Source organism: Mariprofundus sp. KV, assembly GCF_013387475.1.
GTDB lineage: Bacteria > Pseudomonadota > Zetaproteobacteria > Mariprofundales > Mariprofundaceae > Mariprofundus.
Window position 1 is genome coordinate 95643 of record NZ_VWNB01000008.1, and the last position, 15076, is coordinate 110718.

Here is a 15076-nt window from a genome sequence, read left to right on the forward strand (position 1 = left end):
ATTTTGTGAGTAACAACTATATAGAGTTGCCTGCTGCAATCCAGTCTCGGCAACCTTCTGCTTTAGCTTAAAACAATCTCATCGGGTCTTTCATGGCTGAGGAACTCCATGTTCGACATGGTCAGCCCGTAGGCTCCGGCCAGACCGAATACACCGATGTCACCGATATCGGCGCTTTCGACATAGACATTGTTGGCCAGCTTATCGGCGCCGGTGCAGAGCGGACCGCCAAAGTAGACCGCCTCTTTTCTGATCGACTCCTGTCCATCAAACAGGGCTGGTCTGTTTAGTTTTACAATGGCCAGTGGATGATTGATCGCCAGTGCAGCCGGGCGTCGGAAATGGTTGATGCCACCGGCACAGATCACCTGCTTTTTACCCCGCGAGTCCTTGATATCAAGGATCTCGGTACAGAACCAGCCGGAGTCGGCAGCCAGATAACGCCCCAGCTCAAGGAAGAAGGTGCGTCCCTGATAGCCGTAGCGTTCAATCAGTGCTTGCAGGCCATCGGCATAGGCTTGCGGATTAAAATCGTGATCGCTTTCAAGGTAATCGACACCAAAGCCGCCACCAAAATCGATGATGTCACAGAGCACAGCGGGGAAATCGGTCTCAATCTGTCTGGCCATGCCGAATACCAGTTCACAGTTTTTCAGCAGATCGTCCACGTTAAGAACACCGGAGGCGGCATAGACATGCAGACCGCGGAAGTTAAGGGATGTAAGGGCCAGAATCTGAGGCAGGATATCGGCCAGCTTCTCCTCATCCACACCAAATTTTTTGGAGCCACCGGAGAAGGTGGTCTGGGCTTCGTGAATATCAAAGTCGGCGTTGATGCGCAGCAGTACATCCTGAGTTTTGCCCGCTCGCTCTGCGATGGCATTAAGCCGGTGTGCTTCAGTGAGAGACTCAATATGAACGGTGCGAATGCCATTCTCTACTGCCCAGCTCAACTCTTCAGGTGATTTGCCGGGGCCGGTATAGATCAGCCGCGATGGATCAAAACCTGCAGCCACCGCTTTTTCCGCTTCGCCAAGGCTGGCGATCTCAATGCCTTTGGCATCGGCCTTCAGTGCGGCGGCAAGAAAAGCGGCATGCGGATTGGCCTTCATGGCATAAAAGACTTCAACACCGGCAGGCATGATTTCGGTCAGGTGAGCGATTTTGGTTCGCATTTCGGTTGTATCGTAGATGTAGCAGTTCACGGTGTTGCCGCTTGCCGCCAGCTCGCGCAAGGTGGTTTCAACATTCAGAGGTGTTTTCATGATTAAATCCTTACTGCCTTGAGGCGGCGGGCAAGCTCTGCAGCGGCTTCGGGGCCATCGACAAGGGCTGCACGAATGTAACCTGAGCCGGGGTTGATGCCCAGCGCATCCGCAGCAGCCAGATAGCTGCCCGGTAGTATTGTTACCGCCTGCTGCTCATAGGCAGCCCTGGCAAAGGCCTCATCATCAGCAACCGGCAGCCAGACAAAAAACGAGCCGGCTGGTATCTGACCGCCGAAAATATCGAAAAAGGCCTTCAGACTCTGACGGTAAACATCCAGATGCTCCTCTACGTGCTTCTCATCTGACCATGCAGCAGCAGCCACGTGCTGAAGCGGCAGAGGTGTAGCAGGCCCTGTATAACTGCGTAGCTTGGTGAAGCGTTTAATCAGCTCTGCATCGCCTGCAATCAGCCCTGATCGCATGCCGGGCAGCGCAGAGCGCTTGGAGAGTGAATTCATCACCAGACAGCGAGAGAAACCTTTACGGCCAAGCTTCTCAGCCACCTGTAGCAGGCCAACAGGTTTATCCTGCCAGTAGATCTCGGAATAACACTCATCCGAAACAACATAAAAATCATACTTATCGGCAAGCGCCAGCAGCTCAGCGTAATAGGCCTCATCAGCTATCCAGCCGGTCGGGTTGGATGGTGAGCAGACATAGACCAGCGCGGTTCTTCGCCAGATATCCTCTTCAACACCACTCAAATCAGGCGCAAAACCGGTTTCACTGTTGCATGCCAGCAGCCAGGGATCAGCTCCTGCGGTATAGGCAGCACCCAGATAGATCTGGTACATCGGGTTGGGCATCATCACAACGGGCCTGTCATCGGCGGCGCAGTCAGGGTTTACCAGAGCATGCGCGATGGCAAACAGCGCTTCGCGGGTGCCGTTGGCAGTTAATACCTGTGTGGCCGGATCAACGTTTGTCAGTCCATAGCGGCGCATCAACCAGTTGGCAATCGCCCCCCGCAGCTCCAAACCACCGATGGTCGAGGGGTATTTGGAAAAGCCGCCGATATGGCTGTTGAGGGTATCTGCGACAAAGGCTGGCAGCGGCAGGCGCGGTTCACCTGCGCCGGCATCAATATGAGGCAGATCGGGATTGGCCGTGATATCCCCAAAGAGCTGCTTCAGACGCTCAAACGGGTAAGCGCCCAGCTGTTCAAGGCGAGCCTGATGTGATTTCTCCTGCATGATCAGTCGCCTAGCGGGTCGTGATATTTGGCGCGCATGGTCTTGCTCCATGGTCCGATATTGCCATCAATGTCATAAGCGCGGATGCGGAAGAGATACTCCTGATCTTTGGTCGTCAACGTGATCATCTTATTGATCGGTTTCTCGAGCAGCTTTGGGCTGGGGGTCTGATCCTGATAGCGGCGCCAGAATCCCGGACACTTGCAGTAGGGATCCTCTACGGTGCGGTCAATCTGATAACCGACACCGGCCGGATTGCCTTGAAGTGAGAAGTTCATGTGCACCAGCGCAATTTCAGCCTTATAGACCATATTAACGATTTCCGGCTTGATGTCGGCTGAGCTTATTTGTGGTGCCTCTTTGCGGCCACAGCCGCCAAGCAGCAGTACTGCAAGCATCAGCATGGTCAGGGTGTGAAACAGACGATTGGATTTCATTAGCTTTTCAGCTCCTTTTTCCAGGTTGCAACCTGAATACGCACCTGGGCAGGTGCTGTGCCGCCAACATGATCACGTGCTGCCACGCAACTCTCGACTGAAAGTGCGCGCACCATATCCACGCTCAGACGTGCGTCAATGGCACTGCAGGCCGCATCATCCATCTCATGCAGTTCAATGTCAGCTTTGATACAGTGGCCGACCGATTTGCCGACGATCTCATGCGCATCCCGGAACGGCACACCTGCACGCACCAGTGCATCGGCAAGATCAGTCGCCGTTGCAAAACCGGAGGATGCAGCGCGATGCAGTACCGCTTTGTTAACGGTGATGCCGGGCAGCATGTCACCAAAAACGCGCAGGCTTCCCTCAAGGTTGTCGAAGGCGTCAAAAATAGCGGTTTTGTCCTCCTGCATATCCTTGTTGTAGGCCAGCGGCAGAGATTTCACCGTGGTGAGGATGGCAACCAGACCACCGATAATGCGCCCGGTTTTACCACGCACCAGCTCAGGCATATCGGGATTCTTCTTCTGCGGCATGATTGATGAGCCTGTGCAGAAAGCATCAGGAAGATCGATAAAGCGGAACTGGGCACTCATCCAGAGGATCAGCTCTTCGGAGAAGCGGGAGAGGTGCACCGCACTGATCGATGCAGCAGCCAGCAGTTCCATAATAAAGTCACGGTCAGAAACAGCATCGAGAGAGTTGCTGGTCGGGCCATCAAAACCGAGTTCTTTGGCAGTCATAACACGATCAATGGCGAAGGTGGTGCCAGCCAGTGCAGCTGATCCTAAAGGGCAGCGATTCATGCGTTTTGAGGCGTCAGCAAAGCGACCGGCATCGCGATCAAACATCTCGACATAAGCCAGCAGGTGATGGCCAAGTGTGACTGGCTGTGCTGTCTGCAGGTGGGTGAAGCCGGGCATAATGGTGTCGGCATGTTCATCGGCCAGTGCTACCAGCACCCTCTGCAGATGACGGATGCGAGCTACGATATCGGCTGTGCGACGACGCAGATAGAGGCGGGTATCGGTAGCAACCTGATCGTTTCTGGAGCGCGCCGTGTGCAGTCGTTTGCCGGCATCACCGATTTTCTCGGTCAGACGCGCCTCAATATTCATATGCACATCTTCAAGGGCGATGGTGAATTCAAATTCGCCGCTGTTGATCTCGCCGGTAATCTCATCGAGACCGCGCAGGATCGCGTTACAATCCTCCTGAGAGAGGATGCCCTGTGCCGTCAGCATCTTGGCGTGAGCACGTGATCCGGCGATATCTTCGGCATACATGCGGGCATCCACATCAATCGATGCGTTGAATGCTTCTACAAATTCATTGGTAGGGGACTCAAAACGGCCACCCCAGGGTTTTTCAGACATATTAATTATCCAGTAGCAGTGATCTGGCAACTATAGCTCTGCTTTGTGCGAACGGAAACAGGCACAACTGTTGCAGGAGGCTGCTCCCCACAGATGAGAGGTTAAACGTGCGCTTAATAGTGCGGAGGAGGGGCCTCTTCATCAGGCCGCGCCAGTCCTGAATCACTGCCGCTTTTCATCTGCTCATGCAGCCGCGACATCGCTTTTTCCAGCCGGTCAATCTGGTTCTGCTGGCGGGTCACCACATCGTTAAGTTCACCAATGAGGTGATCCTGATAGGAGATTTTGGTTTCCAGTTCAATCAGTCGCTCTTCCATGTCGCGCACTCTACTTTAGCGACTGCACGAATGCAGTACTGATTTGTCTATAACCACTGTAGTGGTGGCTCCTGCATGGCGGCAACCTGCTCTTTGAGCATCAGAATATGCTGTTCCCAGTAGCTCTGCGTATTGAACCAGGGGAATGCATATTTAAAGGCCGGATCATCCCAGCGTCGAGCCAGCCAGGCGGCATGATGCATGATGCGCAGGGTTCGTAGCGGTTCAATCAGCGAGAGCTCACGACAGTCGAAATCGCAGAACTGACTGTAGGCGGAGAGAAGAATATCGAGGGAACTGCTCATCTGATCAGCTTCACCTGATAAAAACATCCAGAGATCCTGAACGGCAGGGCCCATGCGGGCATCATCAAAGTCGATGATATAGGGGTTGCCAGCCCCGTGACCGGAGACATCCCAGAGGATATTACCCTGATGACCATCGCCATGCAGGCGGATCAGTTGCGGGTCAATCGACTCAAAACGGGACTCAACGGTGTCCAGCAGCTCTTCAGCCACCGCCTCATAAGCAGCCTCCAGTTCGAGAGGGATAAAACCGTTTTCGATGACAAATTCATATGAAGCATCGCCGAAGGTGTGTACATCCAGTGTCGGCCGGTGCTCAAAATCACGTGTTGCGCCGAGTGCATGGATGCGGCCGATATAACGACCGAGTTGCTGCAGCTGCTCCTCACTCTCCAGATCCGGAGCGCGCCCGGCCTTCAGTGGGTAGAGAGAGAAGCGGTGCTCCTCAAAATGAAACAGTGTCTCTCCTGCAATGGTCAGTGGCGGCACGGCCGGAATATCAAATTCAGTTAGCTCCAGCGTAAACTGGTGCTCTTCATGAATCGCCGCATCACTCCAGCGGTTGGGGCGATAGAACTTCACCACCAGCGATGGTCCATCCTCAATACCAACCATATAGACACGATTTTCATAGGAGTTGAGCGCCATCTGCTGGCCGTTGCAGTGGTAGCCTGCACTCTCAACCGCCTGCAGCACCTGCTCAGGGCCAAGATTATAAAACGAGGATGTGGATTCACTTTTCATGGGCTGAACCTAGCAGATCGATTGCATGCGGTAGAGATGGCTGTAAAATGCTCGCTTATGTTGTGTTACCCATCACGGTCTGACTCCCTACTCCCCGGCAAGGTTGCAGCTATGAACTCTGATCATCTGACCCCCAAACACTCCACACGATTCAATCGTATTCTGTTCACCATGCTGGCCACAGTGCTATTGGCATCATGTGCCAAAGTAGAGCCGAAGGCGGTCGCGGAAAAGCCTGCAGGGGCGGTTGTGCAAGAGGTGGCCGCGGAAAAACCTGCAGAACCGGTTGTGCAAGAGGCGGTCGCGGAAAAACCTGCAGAGCCGGCTGTGCAAGAGGTGGTGCAGAAAAAAGCGCCCAAGGTGATGAGTACAGCTGAGAAGAAACGCCGCTTTTTCGCCTACATGAAGCCATTTGTTGTTGAAGAGAACAATCGCTTGCGGGAACTGCGTGGTCGCCTGCTTGAGATGCGTACCTCGGATGCCTTGGAGTCGTCGGATCTGGAGTGGCTGACGACTGTTGCAGCCAGATATAATTTGGAGCTGCAGGGGCAGCCTGATCAGCAGTTCTGGGATAAGCTGTTGAGGCGGGTTGGTGTTGTGCCGGTAGAGATGGCGCTGGTGCAGGCAGCCAATGAGTCAGCATGGGGTCAGTCCCGTTTCGCCAAAGAGGGAAAAAATTATTTCGGTCAGTGGTGTTACTCGAAGGGGTGCGGCATTGTACCCAGCCAGCGTAACGCCGGTTCAACGCATGAGGTGCGTCGTTTTAGTTCGCCGGCAGAATCTGTGCAGGCCTATATCCGGAACATCAATCGCAGTCGTGCCTATCGCGAATTCCGTCAAATCAGATCGGCATTGCGTCAACAGAAGCAGGCACTGGATGCCGAGAAGCTGGCCATGGGTCTTAAATCATACTCCGAACGCGGCATGGCTTATGTGAAGACAATTCAGGCGATGATCCGCACCAATCGCAAGCTGATTGCCGGAATCTGATTGTTAGAGCCTGTTGTTGCCTTGATCAGACTGTGATGCGCTCCATGGTGATAAAGGCGTAGGCATACAGATTCTTCTCATCTGGAAGATACTCTTCGCGGCTGGTCTCTCGCCATAAGCTGAGATCAAACTCGGGGAACCATGCATCACCCTCAAAGCTGCCGTCGATCTCGGTAATATAGAGCCGATCTGCCTGATCCAGCAGCAGTGCGTAGATCTCTGCGCCACCCATCACCATAATTTCATCGGCATCCGCTACTTCCGCCAGTGCCTCATCAATGGAGTGAATGACCGTACAGCCCTCAATGTTCAGGTCGGATTGACGGGTAAGGATCAGATTGGTACGGCCGGGCAGAGGGCGACCGATTGACTCGTAGGTTTTGCGCCCCATCAGAATCGGTTTGCCCATCGTGCTTTTTTTGAACCAGGCCATGTCGGCAGGCAGACGCCACGGCAGCCCGTTCTCTTTGCCGATCAGTCGGTTGCGATCCATGCCCCAGATCAGGGAGATCATTGGTTTGCTCATTGGCCAAGGCTCAGGAAATCAGCCGCCGATTGCAACGGCTTTAGCGTTGGCACTATAACCCCAGCCTGCGCAGATCGAGCTTCCCATTGAGCATAGGGGGGCACCAGAAATAACTGCCGGTTACCGGTGTGGTAAAGCTGAACAGGGCATCAATTTCTCCATCATCGGCTCCGACCATGCGCTCCAGTAGTGCTTCAAAGGCATCAAAGCTGTGGCCGAAGGCAACAAAAACCAGCCCTTCATGGGCGGCGTCAGCCCAGGGCATGGAGCGGCGAACGACAAAGGCTTCAGGGCTGAAATCCTCCTGTGCCGTGCGTTTGACATGGGCAGTACGGGGAGCATCTTCGAGCTCTTCATTGTCGGATTTGCGCCGGCCAATGGTCTCATCCTGTTCTAATTGAGGGCGGGAGAGGAAATCATCGAGATTGTGCACCCACTGCTGCACTGCCACAAAGCTTGAGCCATCCATGCCTGCTCCTGCTCCTGCTACAATCGCGCATTTCAGCGCCTCTTCATCGACCGGATTCTCCGTGCCATCCTCATAACCGGTGAGATCTCGACCGATATCATAGCGGAAGCCGTCTATAATCTGATCGCAGATAAAGCCGTCCGCCAGCAGGTTGACCAGTTGATGTGTCCGATGCACCAGCGCACCGCGATCATCCCCGCGCAGCCAGCACCAGAGATCACTGTGTGTGGCAGGAACCTCAACCAGCGCATCCTCAAAGATCGGGAAGCTGGTTAATCCGGCCACCTCTGTTGCAACGGCTTCGGTTACCGATGCGCCGATGCCGACAACAGTAGCATCACCATCAGCAAATCCAGCCAGCTGCCGCAGCGCCTCTTTCAGGTCACCATCGGCATCGATAGAGAAGCTAAGATAACGTGCCTGTGCAGGCACATCGGCGAGAATGCCGGTTTGATAACTGCTCATCGGGTCACCTCCTGACCTTCTCCAAAGAGTGCTTTCTATATCGCAATCGGGGCACGAATGCCGGGATGGCACTCATAATTGATCAGTTCAAAATCGTCATAGGTGAAGTCGAAGATGTTTTTAACATCGGGATTGATCTTCATGGTTGGCAGGGTGAAGGGTTCGCGGGCCAGCTGTGTCTCTACCTGCTCCATGTGGTTGGAGTAGAGGTGGGCATCACCGAAGGTGTGTACAAAATCACCGGGCTCCAGGTCACACACCTGTGCAACCATCATAGTAAACAGAGCGTAGGATGCGATATTAAAAGGCACGCCGAGGAAGATATCGGCACTGCGCTGGTAGAGCTGGCAGGAGAGTTTGCCGTCGGCGACATAAAACTGGAAAAAGGTGTGGCAGGGAGGCAGTGCCATTTTGCCATTGGCGACATTGGCCTGTGGCGAGATCGACTCATCCGGCAGGTCAGCGACATTCCATGCCGATACAATCAGGCGGCGTGAATTGGGCTTGGTTTTGATCTGTTCGATCAGTTCCGAGATCTGGTCGACAAGACGGCCATCAGGTGTAGCCCAGTTGCGCCACTGGAAACCATAAACCGGGCCGAGTGATCCATCTTCAGTCGCCCACTCATTCCAGATTGAAACACCGTTGTCGGTCAGATAGCGGGTGTTGGTATCTCCGCTGAGAAACCAGAGAAGTTCATGAATGATCGATTTCAGGTGCACCTTTTTGGTGGTGACCAGCGGGAACCCTTCAGAAAGATCAAAGCGCATCTGGTAGCCGAATACCGATTTGGTGCCGGTGCCGGTGCGGTCACCCTTCTGGTTGCCGTGATCGCGCACATGGCGCATTAAATCTAGATAGGCCTTCATGTTTCCCCTCGCCTGCTGAAATCAATTTGGATATGATGCCGTCACCTGCCGTTCACGGCAATTATGGATACTCTCAAAGTATCCATGCAGGCCACGGAAGGCCTGTCAAACTGATGTGAGGTGACCATGCTGATCCGTTCGATTTTCCTGATGACACTGCTGCTAAGTGCAAACAGCGCATGGGCTGAGCCAAAAAGCGCCACCGACAAGATTGTCGATCGCTTTCTTGAGTTGGATCAGGATGCAAGTGAAGGTGTTTCACTCGATGAGTATCTGCTGATGGTCAATGAGCGCGCCAAGGATCGCTTTAAAGAGATAGATGCCAATCGTGATGGCGAAGTGACAGACCCGGAATACCGCGACTTCTGGCAGCAGAAAAAAGCCCAGTGGTATCGTCTGGAACGCTAGCTTTTATTGACCGGGCTTATTCACACCTTTTTTTACTTCAGTTGAATTGTCATATTCACTGGCCAGCAGATAAATTCGGTTTAAATCCTCTTCACTGATATCAATGAAAGAATCAATCTCTCTTAAAGCATGCTCGATGCTTTGATGCGAGAGCATGGGTGACTCGTTGGCGGTCGTACTGTTTTTTGCCTCGACTTTAGCCAGTCTGGCCGGGTATCGCCGCCATTTGAACAGCAAGTTAAACAGGACTGCAACCGAAAAAATAACCAGCACATTGAGCAGTACCGGTGTAATAACATATTGAAAACCGAGTGAATCGACTGCTGATCCACTAACCACAGCTGAGAGTGCTGTAGCGCCACCTGGTGGATGAATGCATTTCAGGTAATACATGAGGGTTACGGATAACCCGACAGCCGCTGCGGCGGCGATAAATGTATCCGGAACAGACTGGGCACAGCTGACGCCAGCAAAGGCGGAGATCATATTGCCGCCAAACAGTGGCCAGGGTTGTGACAATGGACCATGCGGCACAGAAAACAGCAGTACAGCTGCAGCACCCATTGAGGTAACAAGCAGAAGTGCATCTTCACCTAGGATCAGAAAGCTGATGTTATAGATGGCGAAAATGGCGATGAAAGCACCGATGCCGGATATAAGTTTTTCGCTATGACTGGAAGGGTTGAGCTCGATGCCAATGAGATCAGTTAGCGGTGATTTTCTCATGCGTTCTGCTCTCCTTAAGCTGCAGTGGTATTAACGGGTTACACGCAGATGGATGACAAAATCTCTTTTGCCGATAGTAGAGCGTCCGGCGAGCAGGGCGGTGCCGAGTCTGCCTGCTTCGTTGCTCGATGCTGCAATGGTGACGGTCTTATCCAGTGGAATGGTCACCTCGGTAGAGGCTCCGGCAATCTCAATGACCGGATTATTTTGCAGTTGCGGCGAGGCATTCAGGCGCATGTTGGCATTGGGTGAGGGCGGGGTGGCAGGATTTCTGGCCGTACCAAGATCAATCAGCATCTCATGGTTGCCGGTTACCTGTGGTTCCAGTCGCTGCATCCACGGGGTGATGCGTACGCGCACCTGATCTGTGCCGACCGGCCATGCAATGACATTGAATCCCGAGGTGATCGGAACCATCTCGACACTGTTGGCTTGCACAATGCCATATCCGCTGAGCCAGAGTCGGGTCTCGCGGCTGAATGAGCGGATTGTGCCGCTCTCCAGTCTGGCCGGTTCAGTTGCACTGATGCGCAGCTGATGCAGATGGGTGCTGTTGTGGCGTTGACTGTTTTTCCCGAGAGCCAGCTGCACCCAGCCGCCTGGCAGATCGCCAAGTCTGACGGCACCTGAGGCGCGGGCGTTGGAGATGATCTTGCTGCTCATATCCTCGATCTCAACCACGGCGGTAAACTGTGGGGTAGGTTGATCCAGTTTTTTAAGCAGTGCTTTTGCTTTGTTGATGTGTTCCCTGTCGTCATCAATAACCAGCAGACGACGGGATGGTATCGGGGCGATTTTACCATTAGCGGAGAGCTGGCTGCGTACCGCTGCAGCAGCATCGGAGAGTGGCAGGAAATAGATTTCGAGTGCTTCGGTGGCTGCCCATGTCGACGTACTCATGCCGCAGAGCAGCAGCAGACTCAGCAGCAGCGGTTTCACCCGACAAACTCCGGCTGTGGTTCGTTCAGGCTGTGCGGATCCTGATGAATGATGATCTCGGCTCCCGGATATGCATCCAGTAGCAGCGCTTCGACCTCATCGGCAATCTCGTGTGCTCTCATCAGGGTTAATGTATCGTCGAGTTCAAGGTGGAGTTGAATGAATACCGTCATGCCGGACTTGCGGGTGCGCAGATCATGCATGCCGAGCGCTTTAGGGTGACTGCGTACAATGGCCTTGATCTTCTGACGATCCTCATCGGGCATTTCACGATCCATCAGCAGATTCAGTGACTCCTGCACAATCTCCCAGGCACTGTAGAGGATATAACCGGCAATCATCAGGGCGAAGAGCGGATCAAAACCAACCCAGCCGTAGTAGGCCAGCAGCAGGGCGATGATCACGCTGCCGTTGACCAGCAGATCGGTTTTGTAGTGCAGACGATCAGCCTTGATAGCGGTGGAGTCTGTCTTGTTAATGACATGCTGCTGGAACATCATCAGGCCATAGGTGGCAATAATGGAGATAACCATAATGCCGACACCGATCGGCATCTCTGAGATCGGGTGTGGATTCCAGAAGTGGGAGATTGCCTCAAGCAGCAGGAACATGGCTGAACCGGTAATAAAGGTGGCCTGGCCAAGGCCGGCCAGCGCTTCGGCCTTACCGTGACCAAAGCGGTGCTGCTTATCGGCGGGTGCCAGAGCGTGACGTACAGCGATGAGATTAATGATCGAAGCAAGTGCATCCAGGCAGGAGTCGATGAGGGTGGCCATCAGACTGACCGAATCGGTCATCAACCAGGCAACGGCTTTACAGATAATCAGGGTAAGGGCGACCGATGTGGAGGCGTAGGTCGCCAGCTTCATCAATCGTGCTTTTTCCTCAGAGGAGATGGAGTTCATGCGGAGATGATGCCCGATTCCTCCATTGAATAAAATAGTATTCATCCGGTTGCCAAGCAAAGGCATGACATCACCTTTTATACAGACCATGATAGTGGCATGCGATGGATCAACTCTCCTCATCAGAATGAACGGCCACCTGATATGGCGGTTGATATGATTGTGTTGCATGCGATCAGTTTGCCTGCGGGACAGTTTGATATGGATTATATCGAGGATCTTTTTATGGGCAGACTTGATTGCAGTGCTCACTCTTCATTTGCCGATCTGCAGGGATTAAAGGTTTCCGCCCACTTTGTGATCGATCGCAAGGGTGGCATTACCCAGTTTGTGCCCTGTCAGCGTCGTGCCTGGCATGCCGGTGTTTCAGCATGGCAGGGGCGTGAAGGGTGTAACGACTTTGCGATAGGCATTGAGATGATCGGTGATGAAACGCACCCCTTCACACAGGCCCAGTACCGCGAAACGGCACGCCTTTGCAGGCAGCTGATGCAGCGCTTTCCAGCGATCAACCGGCAACGTATTGTCGGTCATCAGGATATCGCGCCGGGGCGCAAGTGGGATCCGGGCAGACAGTGGAGTTGGGCGAAATTTGATCGCTCGCTAAGCGGCATCAGACGTTTGCATCTGGAGGTACAATGAACAGAGCTGACTGGCTTTCACTTTTTCCGGCGCTAACGGGACTCTCCGGGGCAGTGAGCGACGAGCTTGCCGCACTGAAAACCATGAGGGTGCCCAAGGGTACGGTGCTGTTTCGTGATGGTGACGCCTGTCAGGGTTATGTGTTTGTGCTCGATGGTTCAGTGCGTGTGCAGAAGATGGATAGTGAGGGGCGTGAAATAGTGCTCTATCGGGTGGAGGATGGGCAGACCTGTATGCTGACCACCTCCTGTCTGCTGGGAGGCAAACGCTACCCTGCCGAGGGTATTGCCGAGGTGGAGACCGAGCTGGCTCTGATTCCGGCCAGACGTTTTGATGAGCTGCTCTCAGACAGCGCCTTTCGAAAATTTACGCTGGGCATGATCTCGGATCGTGTGGCCGATCTGATGGCATTGATAGAGGATGTTGCTTTCGGGCGTATGGATGTGCGCCTGGCCCGTCGCCTGCTCGAACTTGATGACGGCAGCCATACACTGCGCCTGACACACCAGCAGCTGGCCACCGAACTGGGCACGGCGCGTGAGGTCGTCAGTCGTATTCTTAAGGATTTTGAACGTCGTTCACTGGTGATGCTCAAACGTGGTGAGGTGCGCCTGTCCGATCTGGCTGCCATGAAACGACTGGCCACTGAGGATCTGTGACAATATCACGGAACGATAATGTTTAGAGGTCTATAGTCCCTCCATCAGCTAAGAGATTCTCAGTGGAGGCTTAATAATGAAAGCAAATGTAGGAACAATTGATCGGGTTTTACGCTTAGTGGTTGGTGCAGCTGCGATTGCATTTGGTTATATGGGCGGTTTGGCAGCACCATGGAATATGGTGGCGATTGCAGCAGGCAGTGTATTTGTGCTGACAGCAGTGATTAAGTTTTGCCCGCTTTACCTCATCGTTGGAGCAAATACATGCGGTGTAAAATCAGCAGACGGTTAAGGTGAAAGTTCAGTTTAACCAGGCGGCCCTTAGGGGCCGTTTTGTTTATGCGGCCGACTTGCGCCGCTGTGCCACTTCCGTTTTCAACTGGCCGCAGGCAGCAGAGATCTCATTGCCGCGGGAAGAGCGCACCACGGCGATGATATTCGCCGCAACCAGTATCTCGCGAAAGGCGGAGAGTGCCGCATCATCTGGGCTCTGAAATGGTGAACCCTCAAAGGCGTTGAATGGCAGCAGGTTTACTGTGCAGCCCATACCGTTGACCAGTTCACAGAGGCGATAGGCATCTTCCACGGTGTCATTGACTCCGGCCAGCATCACATACTCAATCAGCACCCGTTTGTTACCACGCGCTTTGATATAGGCGCGCACCGCTTCCAGCAGCGTATGGATCGGATATTTGCGGTTGATCGGGATCACCCGATCCCGTACCTCATCGGTTGTAGCGTTGAGCGAAACGGCCAGATTACATGGCAGTTTGTCTTCGATCATCCTGTAGATGGCCGGCACCATGCCTGAAGTGGAGAGGGTAATACGGTTGGGAGAGAAGGCCATGCCTTTCGGATCAGAGGCGATGCGCACAAATTTCGCGACCTCATCGTAGTTATGCAGCGGTTCACCCATGCCCATCAATACCAGATTGCGCACCTTGAAATCGCCGATCTTCTGGCCTGCGATCACCTGTGCAGCCATCTCGGCGGCTGAGAGATTGCGAGTCAGACCTGCGGTTGCGGTCAGGCAGAAGGTGCAGCCAACCGCACAGCCAACCTGGGTGGAGATGCACTGGGTGAGGCGGCCCGGCCCCTGAATCAATACAGTCTCCACCTCTCTGCCATCGGGCATTTTCAGCAGCAGTTTGCGGGTGCCATCTTCAGCCTGTTGCAGCGCCGTACATTCGGGCTCAAACATGCTGGTGTGTTCGGCCAGATAGCTGCGCAGGATATTCGGCAGTTCGGGAATAGCACTGATATCACTGTTGTAGTAGCGAAACAGGGAGGCAACGATGCGCTCGGCATGCACCGGTTTGGCACCTGCATCATGGCAGAGCTGAACCATCTGCTCAAAGCTCATGCCGATCAGTGGCGGAAGGTCACTTTTCATAGGGGAAATAAAAAACGCATGTGCAGTTGCCCGCACATGCGTTCTGAATTATTGATCCTGTTGAGATCAGAGGCCGTATTTGGCCTTGTTCTGAGCCACTTCTTCAGCTGATGGCGGGGTATGATCTTTCACTTCTGCCAGATCAAACAGGTCACGTTCATCATCGCAGAGCTCATTGAGTGCGATATCAGATTCGAACACCTCAGGTACATCCTCTTCAGGGTAGATCGCTTCCCATGGGCACTCAGGCTCACAGACCGCACAGTCGATGCACTCTTCCGGAGAGATGAAGAGCATATTCGGTGTCTCATCAGAGATCTCTTTCGGCTGATAAAAACAGTCTACCGGGCATACCGCAACACAAGCGGTATCGACACAATCCTTACACAGTTGGGTGACTACAAATGCCATGGGTTATTACCTCACTCACAAATTCGGCGCG

General features: G+C 53.6%; 19 protein-coding genes. 5 read left to right on the top strand and 14 right to left on the bottom strand.

Features of this window, described 5'->3' with window-relative positions:
• Nucleotides 1-62 precede the first annotated feature (62 nt).
• The 6 genes from F3F93_RS08055 to F3F93_RS08080 all read right to left on the bottom strand — a co-directional run bounded on the left by F3F93_RS08055 (nucleotide 63) and on the right by F3F93_RS08080 (nucleotide 5643).
• On the bottom strand, nucleotides 63-1265 hold the full coding sequence (locus tag F3F93_RS08055) for an alanine racemase (RefSeq protein ID WP_176958669.1): 1203 nt from the start codon (nucleotides 1263-1265) through the stop codon (nucleotides 63-65).
• 2 nt (nucleotides 1266-1267) lie between these two features.
• Nucleotides 1268-2461 (bottom strand): aminotransferase class I/II-fold pyridoxal phosphate-dependent enzyme, encoded by a 1194-nt coding sequence (locus F3F93_RS08060; RefSeq protein ID WP_241697046.1) that lies wholly within the window; start codon nucleotides 2459-2461, stop codon nucleotides 1268-1270.
• Between the two features lie 2 nt (nucleotides 2462-2463).
• Nucleotides 2464-2898, bottom strand: coding sequence for a hypothetical protein (locus F3F93_RS08065; protein WP_176958670.1), 435 nt, complete (start codon nucleotides 2896-2898; stop codon nucleotides 2464-2466).
• Nucleotides 2898-4277 (bottom strand): argininosuccinate lyase, encoded by a 1380-nt coding sequence (argH, locus tag F3F93_RS08070; protein WP_176958671.1) that lies wholly within the window; start codon nucleotides 4275-4277, stop codon nucleotides 2898-2900. The genes F3F93_RS08065 and argH overlap by 1 nt, the downstream gene beginning before the upstream one ends.
• A 113-nt stretch (nucleotides 4278-4390) precedes the next feature.
• On the bottom strand, nucleotides 4391-4594 hold the full coding sequence (locus F3F93_RS08075; RefSeq protein WP_176958672.1) for a SlyX family protein: 204 nt from the start codon (nucleotides 4592-4594) through the stop codon (nucleotides 4391-4393).
• 47 nt (nucleotides 4595-4641) lie between these two features.
• A complete protein-coding gene (locus F3F93_RS08080) occupies nucleotides 4642-5643 on the bottom strand; it encodes a serine/threonine protein kinase (RefSeq protein ID WP_176958673.1) in 1002 nt (333 codons plus the stop codon).
• Nucleotides 5644-5754: 111 nt separating this feature from the next.
• On the opposite strand from F3F93_RS08080, the gene F3F93_RS08085 reads away from it, so the two are divergent.
• Nucleotides 5755-6633 (top strand): glucosaminidase domain-containing protein, encoded by an 879-nt coding sequence (locus F3F93_RS08085; protein WP_176958674.1) that lies wholly within the window; start codon nucleotides 5755-5757, stop codon nucleotides 6631-6633.
• Between the two features lie 25 nt (nucleotides 6634-6658).
• Here the strand turns inward: F3F93_RS08085 and folA are convergent, their stop codons facing one another.
• The 3 genes from folA to F3F93_RS08100 are packed head-to-tail and all read right to left on the bottom strand — an operon-like array spanning nucleotide 6659 to nucleotide 8962.
• Entirely contained in the window at nucleotides 6659-7159 is a 501-nt protein-coding gene (gene folA, locus F3F93_RS08090) for a type 3 dihydrofolate reductase (protein ID WP_176958675.1), read from the bottom strand.
• A gap of 52 nt (nucleotides 7160-7211) precedes the next feature.
• Nucleotides 7212-8093, bottom strand: a complete 882-nt coding sequence (locus tag F3F93_RS08095) for a Dyp-type peroxidase (protein ID WP_176958676.1) — start codon at nucleotides 8091-8093, stop codon at nucleotides 7212-7214.
• Between the two features lie 35 nt (nucleotides 8094-8128).
• Nucleotides 8129-8962, bottom strand: a complete 834-nt coding sequence (locus tag F3F93_RS08100) for a thymidylate synthase (protein WP_176958677.1) — start codon at nucleotides 8960-8962, stop codon at nucleotides 8129-8131.
• Nucleotides 8963-9088: 126 nt separating this feature from the next.
• On the opposite strand from F3F93_RS08100, the gene F3F93_RS08105 reads away from it, so the two are divergent.
• Entirely contained in the window at nucleotides 9089-9370 is a 282-nt protein-coding gene (locus F3F93_RS08105; RefSeq protein WP_176958678.1) for a thymidylate synthase, read from the top strand.
• A 3-nt stretch (nucleotides 9371-9373) separates the two neighbouring features.
• Here F3F93_RS08105 and F3F93_RS08110 read toward each other — a convergent pair whose 3' ends face one another.
• The 3 genes from F3F93_RS08110 to F3F93_RS08120 are packed head-to-tail and all read right to left on the bottom strand — an operon-like array spanning nucleotide 9374 to nucleotide 11940.
• Complete coding sequence (locus F3F93_RS08110) at nucleotides 9374-10096, bottom strand: HPP family protein (RefSeq protein WP_176958679.1); 723 nt, start codon at nucleotides 10094-10096, stop codon at nucleotides 9374-9376.
• Nucleotides 10097-10126: 30 nt separating this feature from the next.
• The gene (locus F3F93_RS08115) at nucleotides 10127-11035 is read right to left on the bottom strand and encodes a type II and III secretion system family protein (protein ID WP_347239230.1); all 909 of its coding nucleotides are present in this window, start codon (nucleotides 11033-11035) and stop codon (nucleotides 10127-10129) included.
• Entirely contained in the window at nucleotides 11032-11940 is a 909-nt protein-coding gene (locus F3F93_RS08120) for a cation diffusion facilitator family transporter (RefSeq protein WP_176958680.1), read from the bottom strand. The genes F3F93_RS08115 and F3F93_RS08120 overlap by 4 nt, the downstream gene beginning before the upstream one ends.
• Nucleotides 11941-12039: 99 nt before the next feature.
• Between F3F93_RS08120 and ampD the strand changes: the two genes are divergently transcribed.
• The 3 genes from ampD (at nucleotide 12040) to F3F93_RS08135 (ending at nucleotide 13533) form a co-directional block, all read left to right on the top strand.
• Nucleotides 12040-12582 carry a 1,6-anhydro-N-acetylmuramyl-L-alanine amidase AmpD gene (ampD, locus tag F3F93_RS08125; RefSeq protein WP_176958681.1) on the top strand — a complete coding sequence of 181 codons (543 nt, stop codon included), beginning with the start codon at nucleotides 12040-12042 and terminating at the stop codon, nucleotides 12580-12582.
• Entirely contained in the window at nucleotides 12579-13241 is a 663-nt protein-coding gene (locus tag F3F93_RS08130; RefSeq protein WP_176958682.1) for a Crp/Fnr family transcriptional regulator, read from the top strand. Before ampD ends, F3F93_RS08130 begins: the two co-directional genes overlap by 4 nt.
• Before the next feature lie 76 nt (nucleotides 13242-13317).
• Nucleotides 13318-13533 carry a DUF2892 domain-containing protein gene (locus F3F93_RS08135; protein WP_176958683.1) on the top strand — a complete coding sequence of 72 codons (216 nt, stop codon included), beginning with the start codon at nucleotides 13318-13320 and terminating at the stop codon, nucleotides 13531-13533.
• A gap of 45 nt (nucleotides 13534-13578) precedes the next feature.
• Here F3F93_RS08135 and rlmN read toward each other — a convergent pair whose 3' ends face one another.
• Together rlmN and F3F93_RS08145 are read right to left on the bottom strand one after the other, a co-directional pair.
• Nucleotides 13579-14634: a 23S rRNA (adenine(2503)-C(2))-methyltransferase RlmN gene (rlmN, locus tag F3F93_RS08140; RefSeq protein WP_176958684.1), complete on the bottom strand. Its 1056-nt coding sequence runs from the start codon at nucleotides 14632-14634 to the stop codon at nucleotides 13579-13581.
• Nucleotides 14635-14700: 66 nt separating this feature from the next.
• Nucleotides 14701-15045, bottom strand: a complete 345-nt coding sequence (locus tag F3F93_RS08145; protein ID WP_176958685.1) for a ferredoxin family protein — start codon at nucleotides 15043-15045, stop codon at nucleotides 14701-14703.
• Between the last annotated feature and the right edge of the window lie 31 nt (nucleotides 15046-15076).

What these genes read in the sequence shown, in the direction of transcription:
- F3F93_RS08055 (WP_176958669.1), bottom strand. Translation starts at nt 1,265, where the DNA reads ATGAAAACACCTCTGAATGTTGAAACCACCTTGCGCGAGCTGGCGGCA.
- F3F93_RS08060 (WP_241697046.1), bottom strand. Translation starts at nt 2,461, where the DNA reads ATGCAGGAGAAATCACATCAGGCTCGCCTTGAACAGCTGGGCGCTTAC.
- F3F93_RS08065 (WP_176958670.1), bottom strand. Translation starts at nt 2,898, where the DNA reads ATGAAATCCAATCGTCTGTTTCACACCCTGACCATGCTGATGCTTGCA.
- argH (WP_176958671.1), bottom strand. Translation starts at nt 4,277, where the DNA reads ATGTCTGAAAAACCCTGGGGTGGCCGTTTTGAGTCCCCTACCAATGAA.
- F3F93_RS08075 (WP_176958672.1), bottom strand. Translation starts at nt 4,594, where the DNA reads ATGGAAGAGCGACTGATTGAACTGGAAACCAAAATCTCCTATCAGGAT.
- F3F93_RS08080 (WP_176958673.1), bottom strand. Translation starts at nt 5,643, where the DNA reads ATGAAAAGTGAATCCACATCCTCGTTTTATAATCTTGGCCCTGAGCAG.
- F3F93_RS08085 (WP_176958674.1), top strand. Translation starts at nt 5,755, where the DNA reads ATGAACTCTGATCATCTGACCCCCAAACACTCCACACGATTCAATCGT.
- folA (WP_176958675.1), bottom strand. Translation starts at nt 7,159, where the DNA reads ATGAGCAAACCAATGATCTCCCTGATCTGGGGCATGGATCGCAACCGA.
- F3F93_RS08095 (WP_176958676.1), bottom strand. Translation starts at nt 8,093, where the DNA reads ATGAGCAGTTATCAAACCGGCATTCTCGCCGATGTGCCTGCACAGGCA.
- F3F93_RS08100 (WP_176958677.1), bottom strand. Translation starts at nt 8,962, where the DNA reads ATGAAGGCCTATCTAGATTTAATGCGCCATGTGCGCGATCACGGCAAC.
- F3F93_RS08105 (WP_176958678.1), top strand. Translation starts at nt 9,089, where the DNA reads ATGCTGATCCGTTCGATTTTCCTGATGACACTGCTGCTAAGTGCAAAC.
- F3F93_RS08110 (WP_176958679.1), bottom strand. Translation starts at nt 10,096, where the DNA reads ATGAGAAAATCACCGCTAACTGATCTCATTGGCATCGAGCTCAACCCT.
- F3F93_RS08120 (WP_176958680.1), bottom strand. Translation starts at nt 11,940, where the DNA reads ATGAACTCCATCTCCTCTGAGGAAAAAGCACGATTGATGAAGCTGGCG.
- ampD (WP_176958681.1), top strand. Translation starts at nt 12,040, where the DNA reads ATGCGATGGATCAACTCTCCTCATCAGAATGAACGGCCACCTGATATG.
- F3F93_RS08130 (WP_176958682.1), top strand. Translation starts at nt 12,579, where the DNA reads ATGAACAGAGCTGACTGGCTTTCACTTTTTCCGGCGCTAACGGGACTC.
- F3F93_RS08135 (WP_176958683.1), top strand. Translation starts at nt 13,318, where the DNA reads ATGAAAGCAAATGTAGGAACAATTGATCGGGTTTTACGCTTAGTGGTT.
- rlmN (WP_176958684.1), bottom strand. Translation starts at nt 14,634, where the DNA reads ATGAAAAGTGACCTTCCGCCACTGATCGGCATGAGCTTTGAGCAGATG.
- F3F93_RS08145 (WP_176958685.1), bottom strand. Translation starts at nt 15,045, where the DNA reads ATGGCATTTGTAGTCACCCAACTGTGTAAGGATTGTGTCGATACCGCT.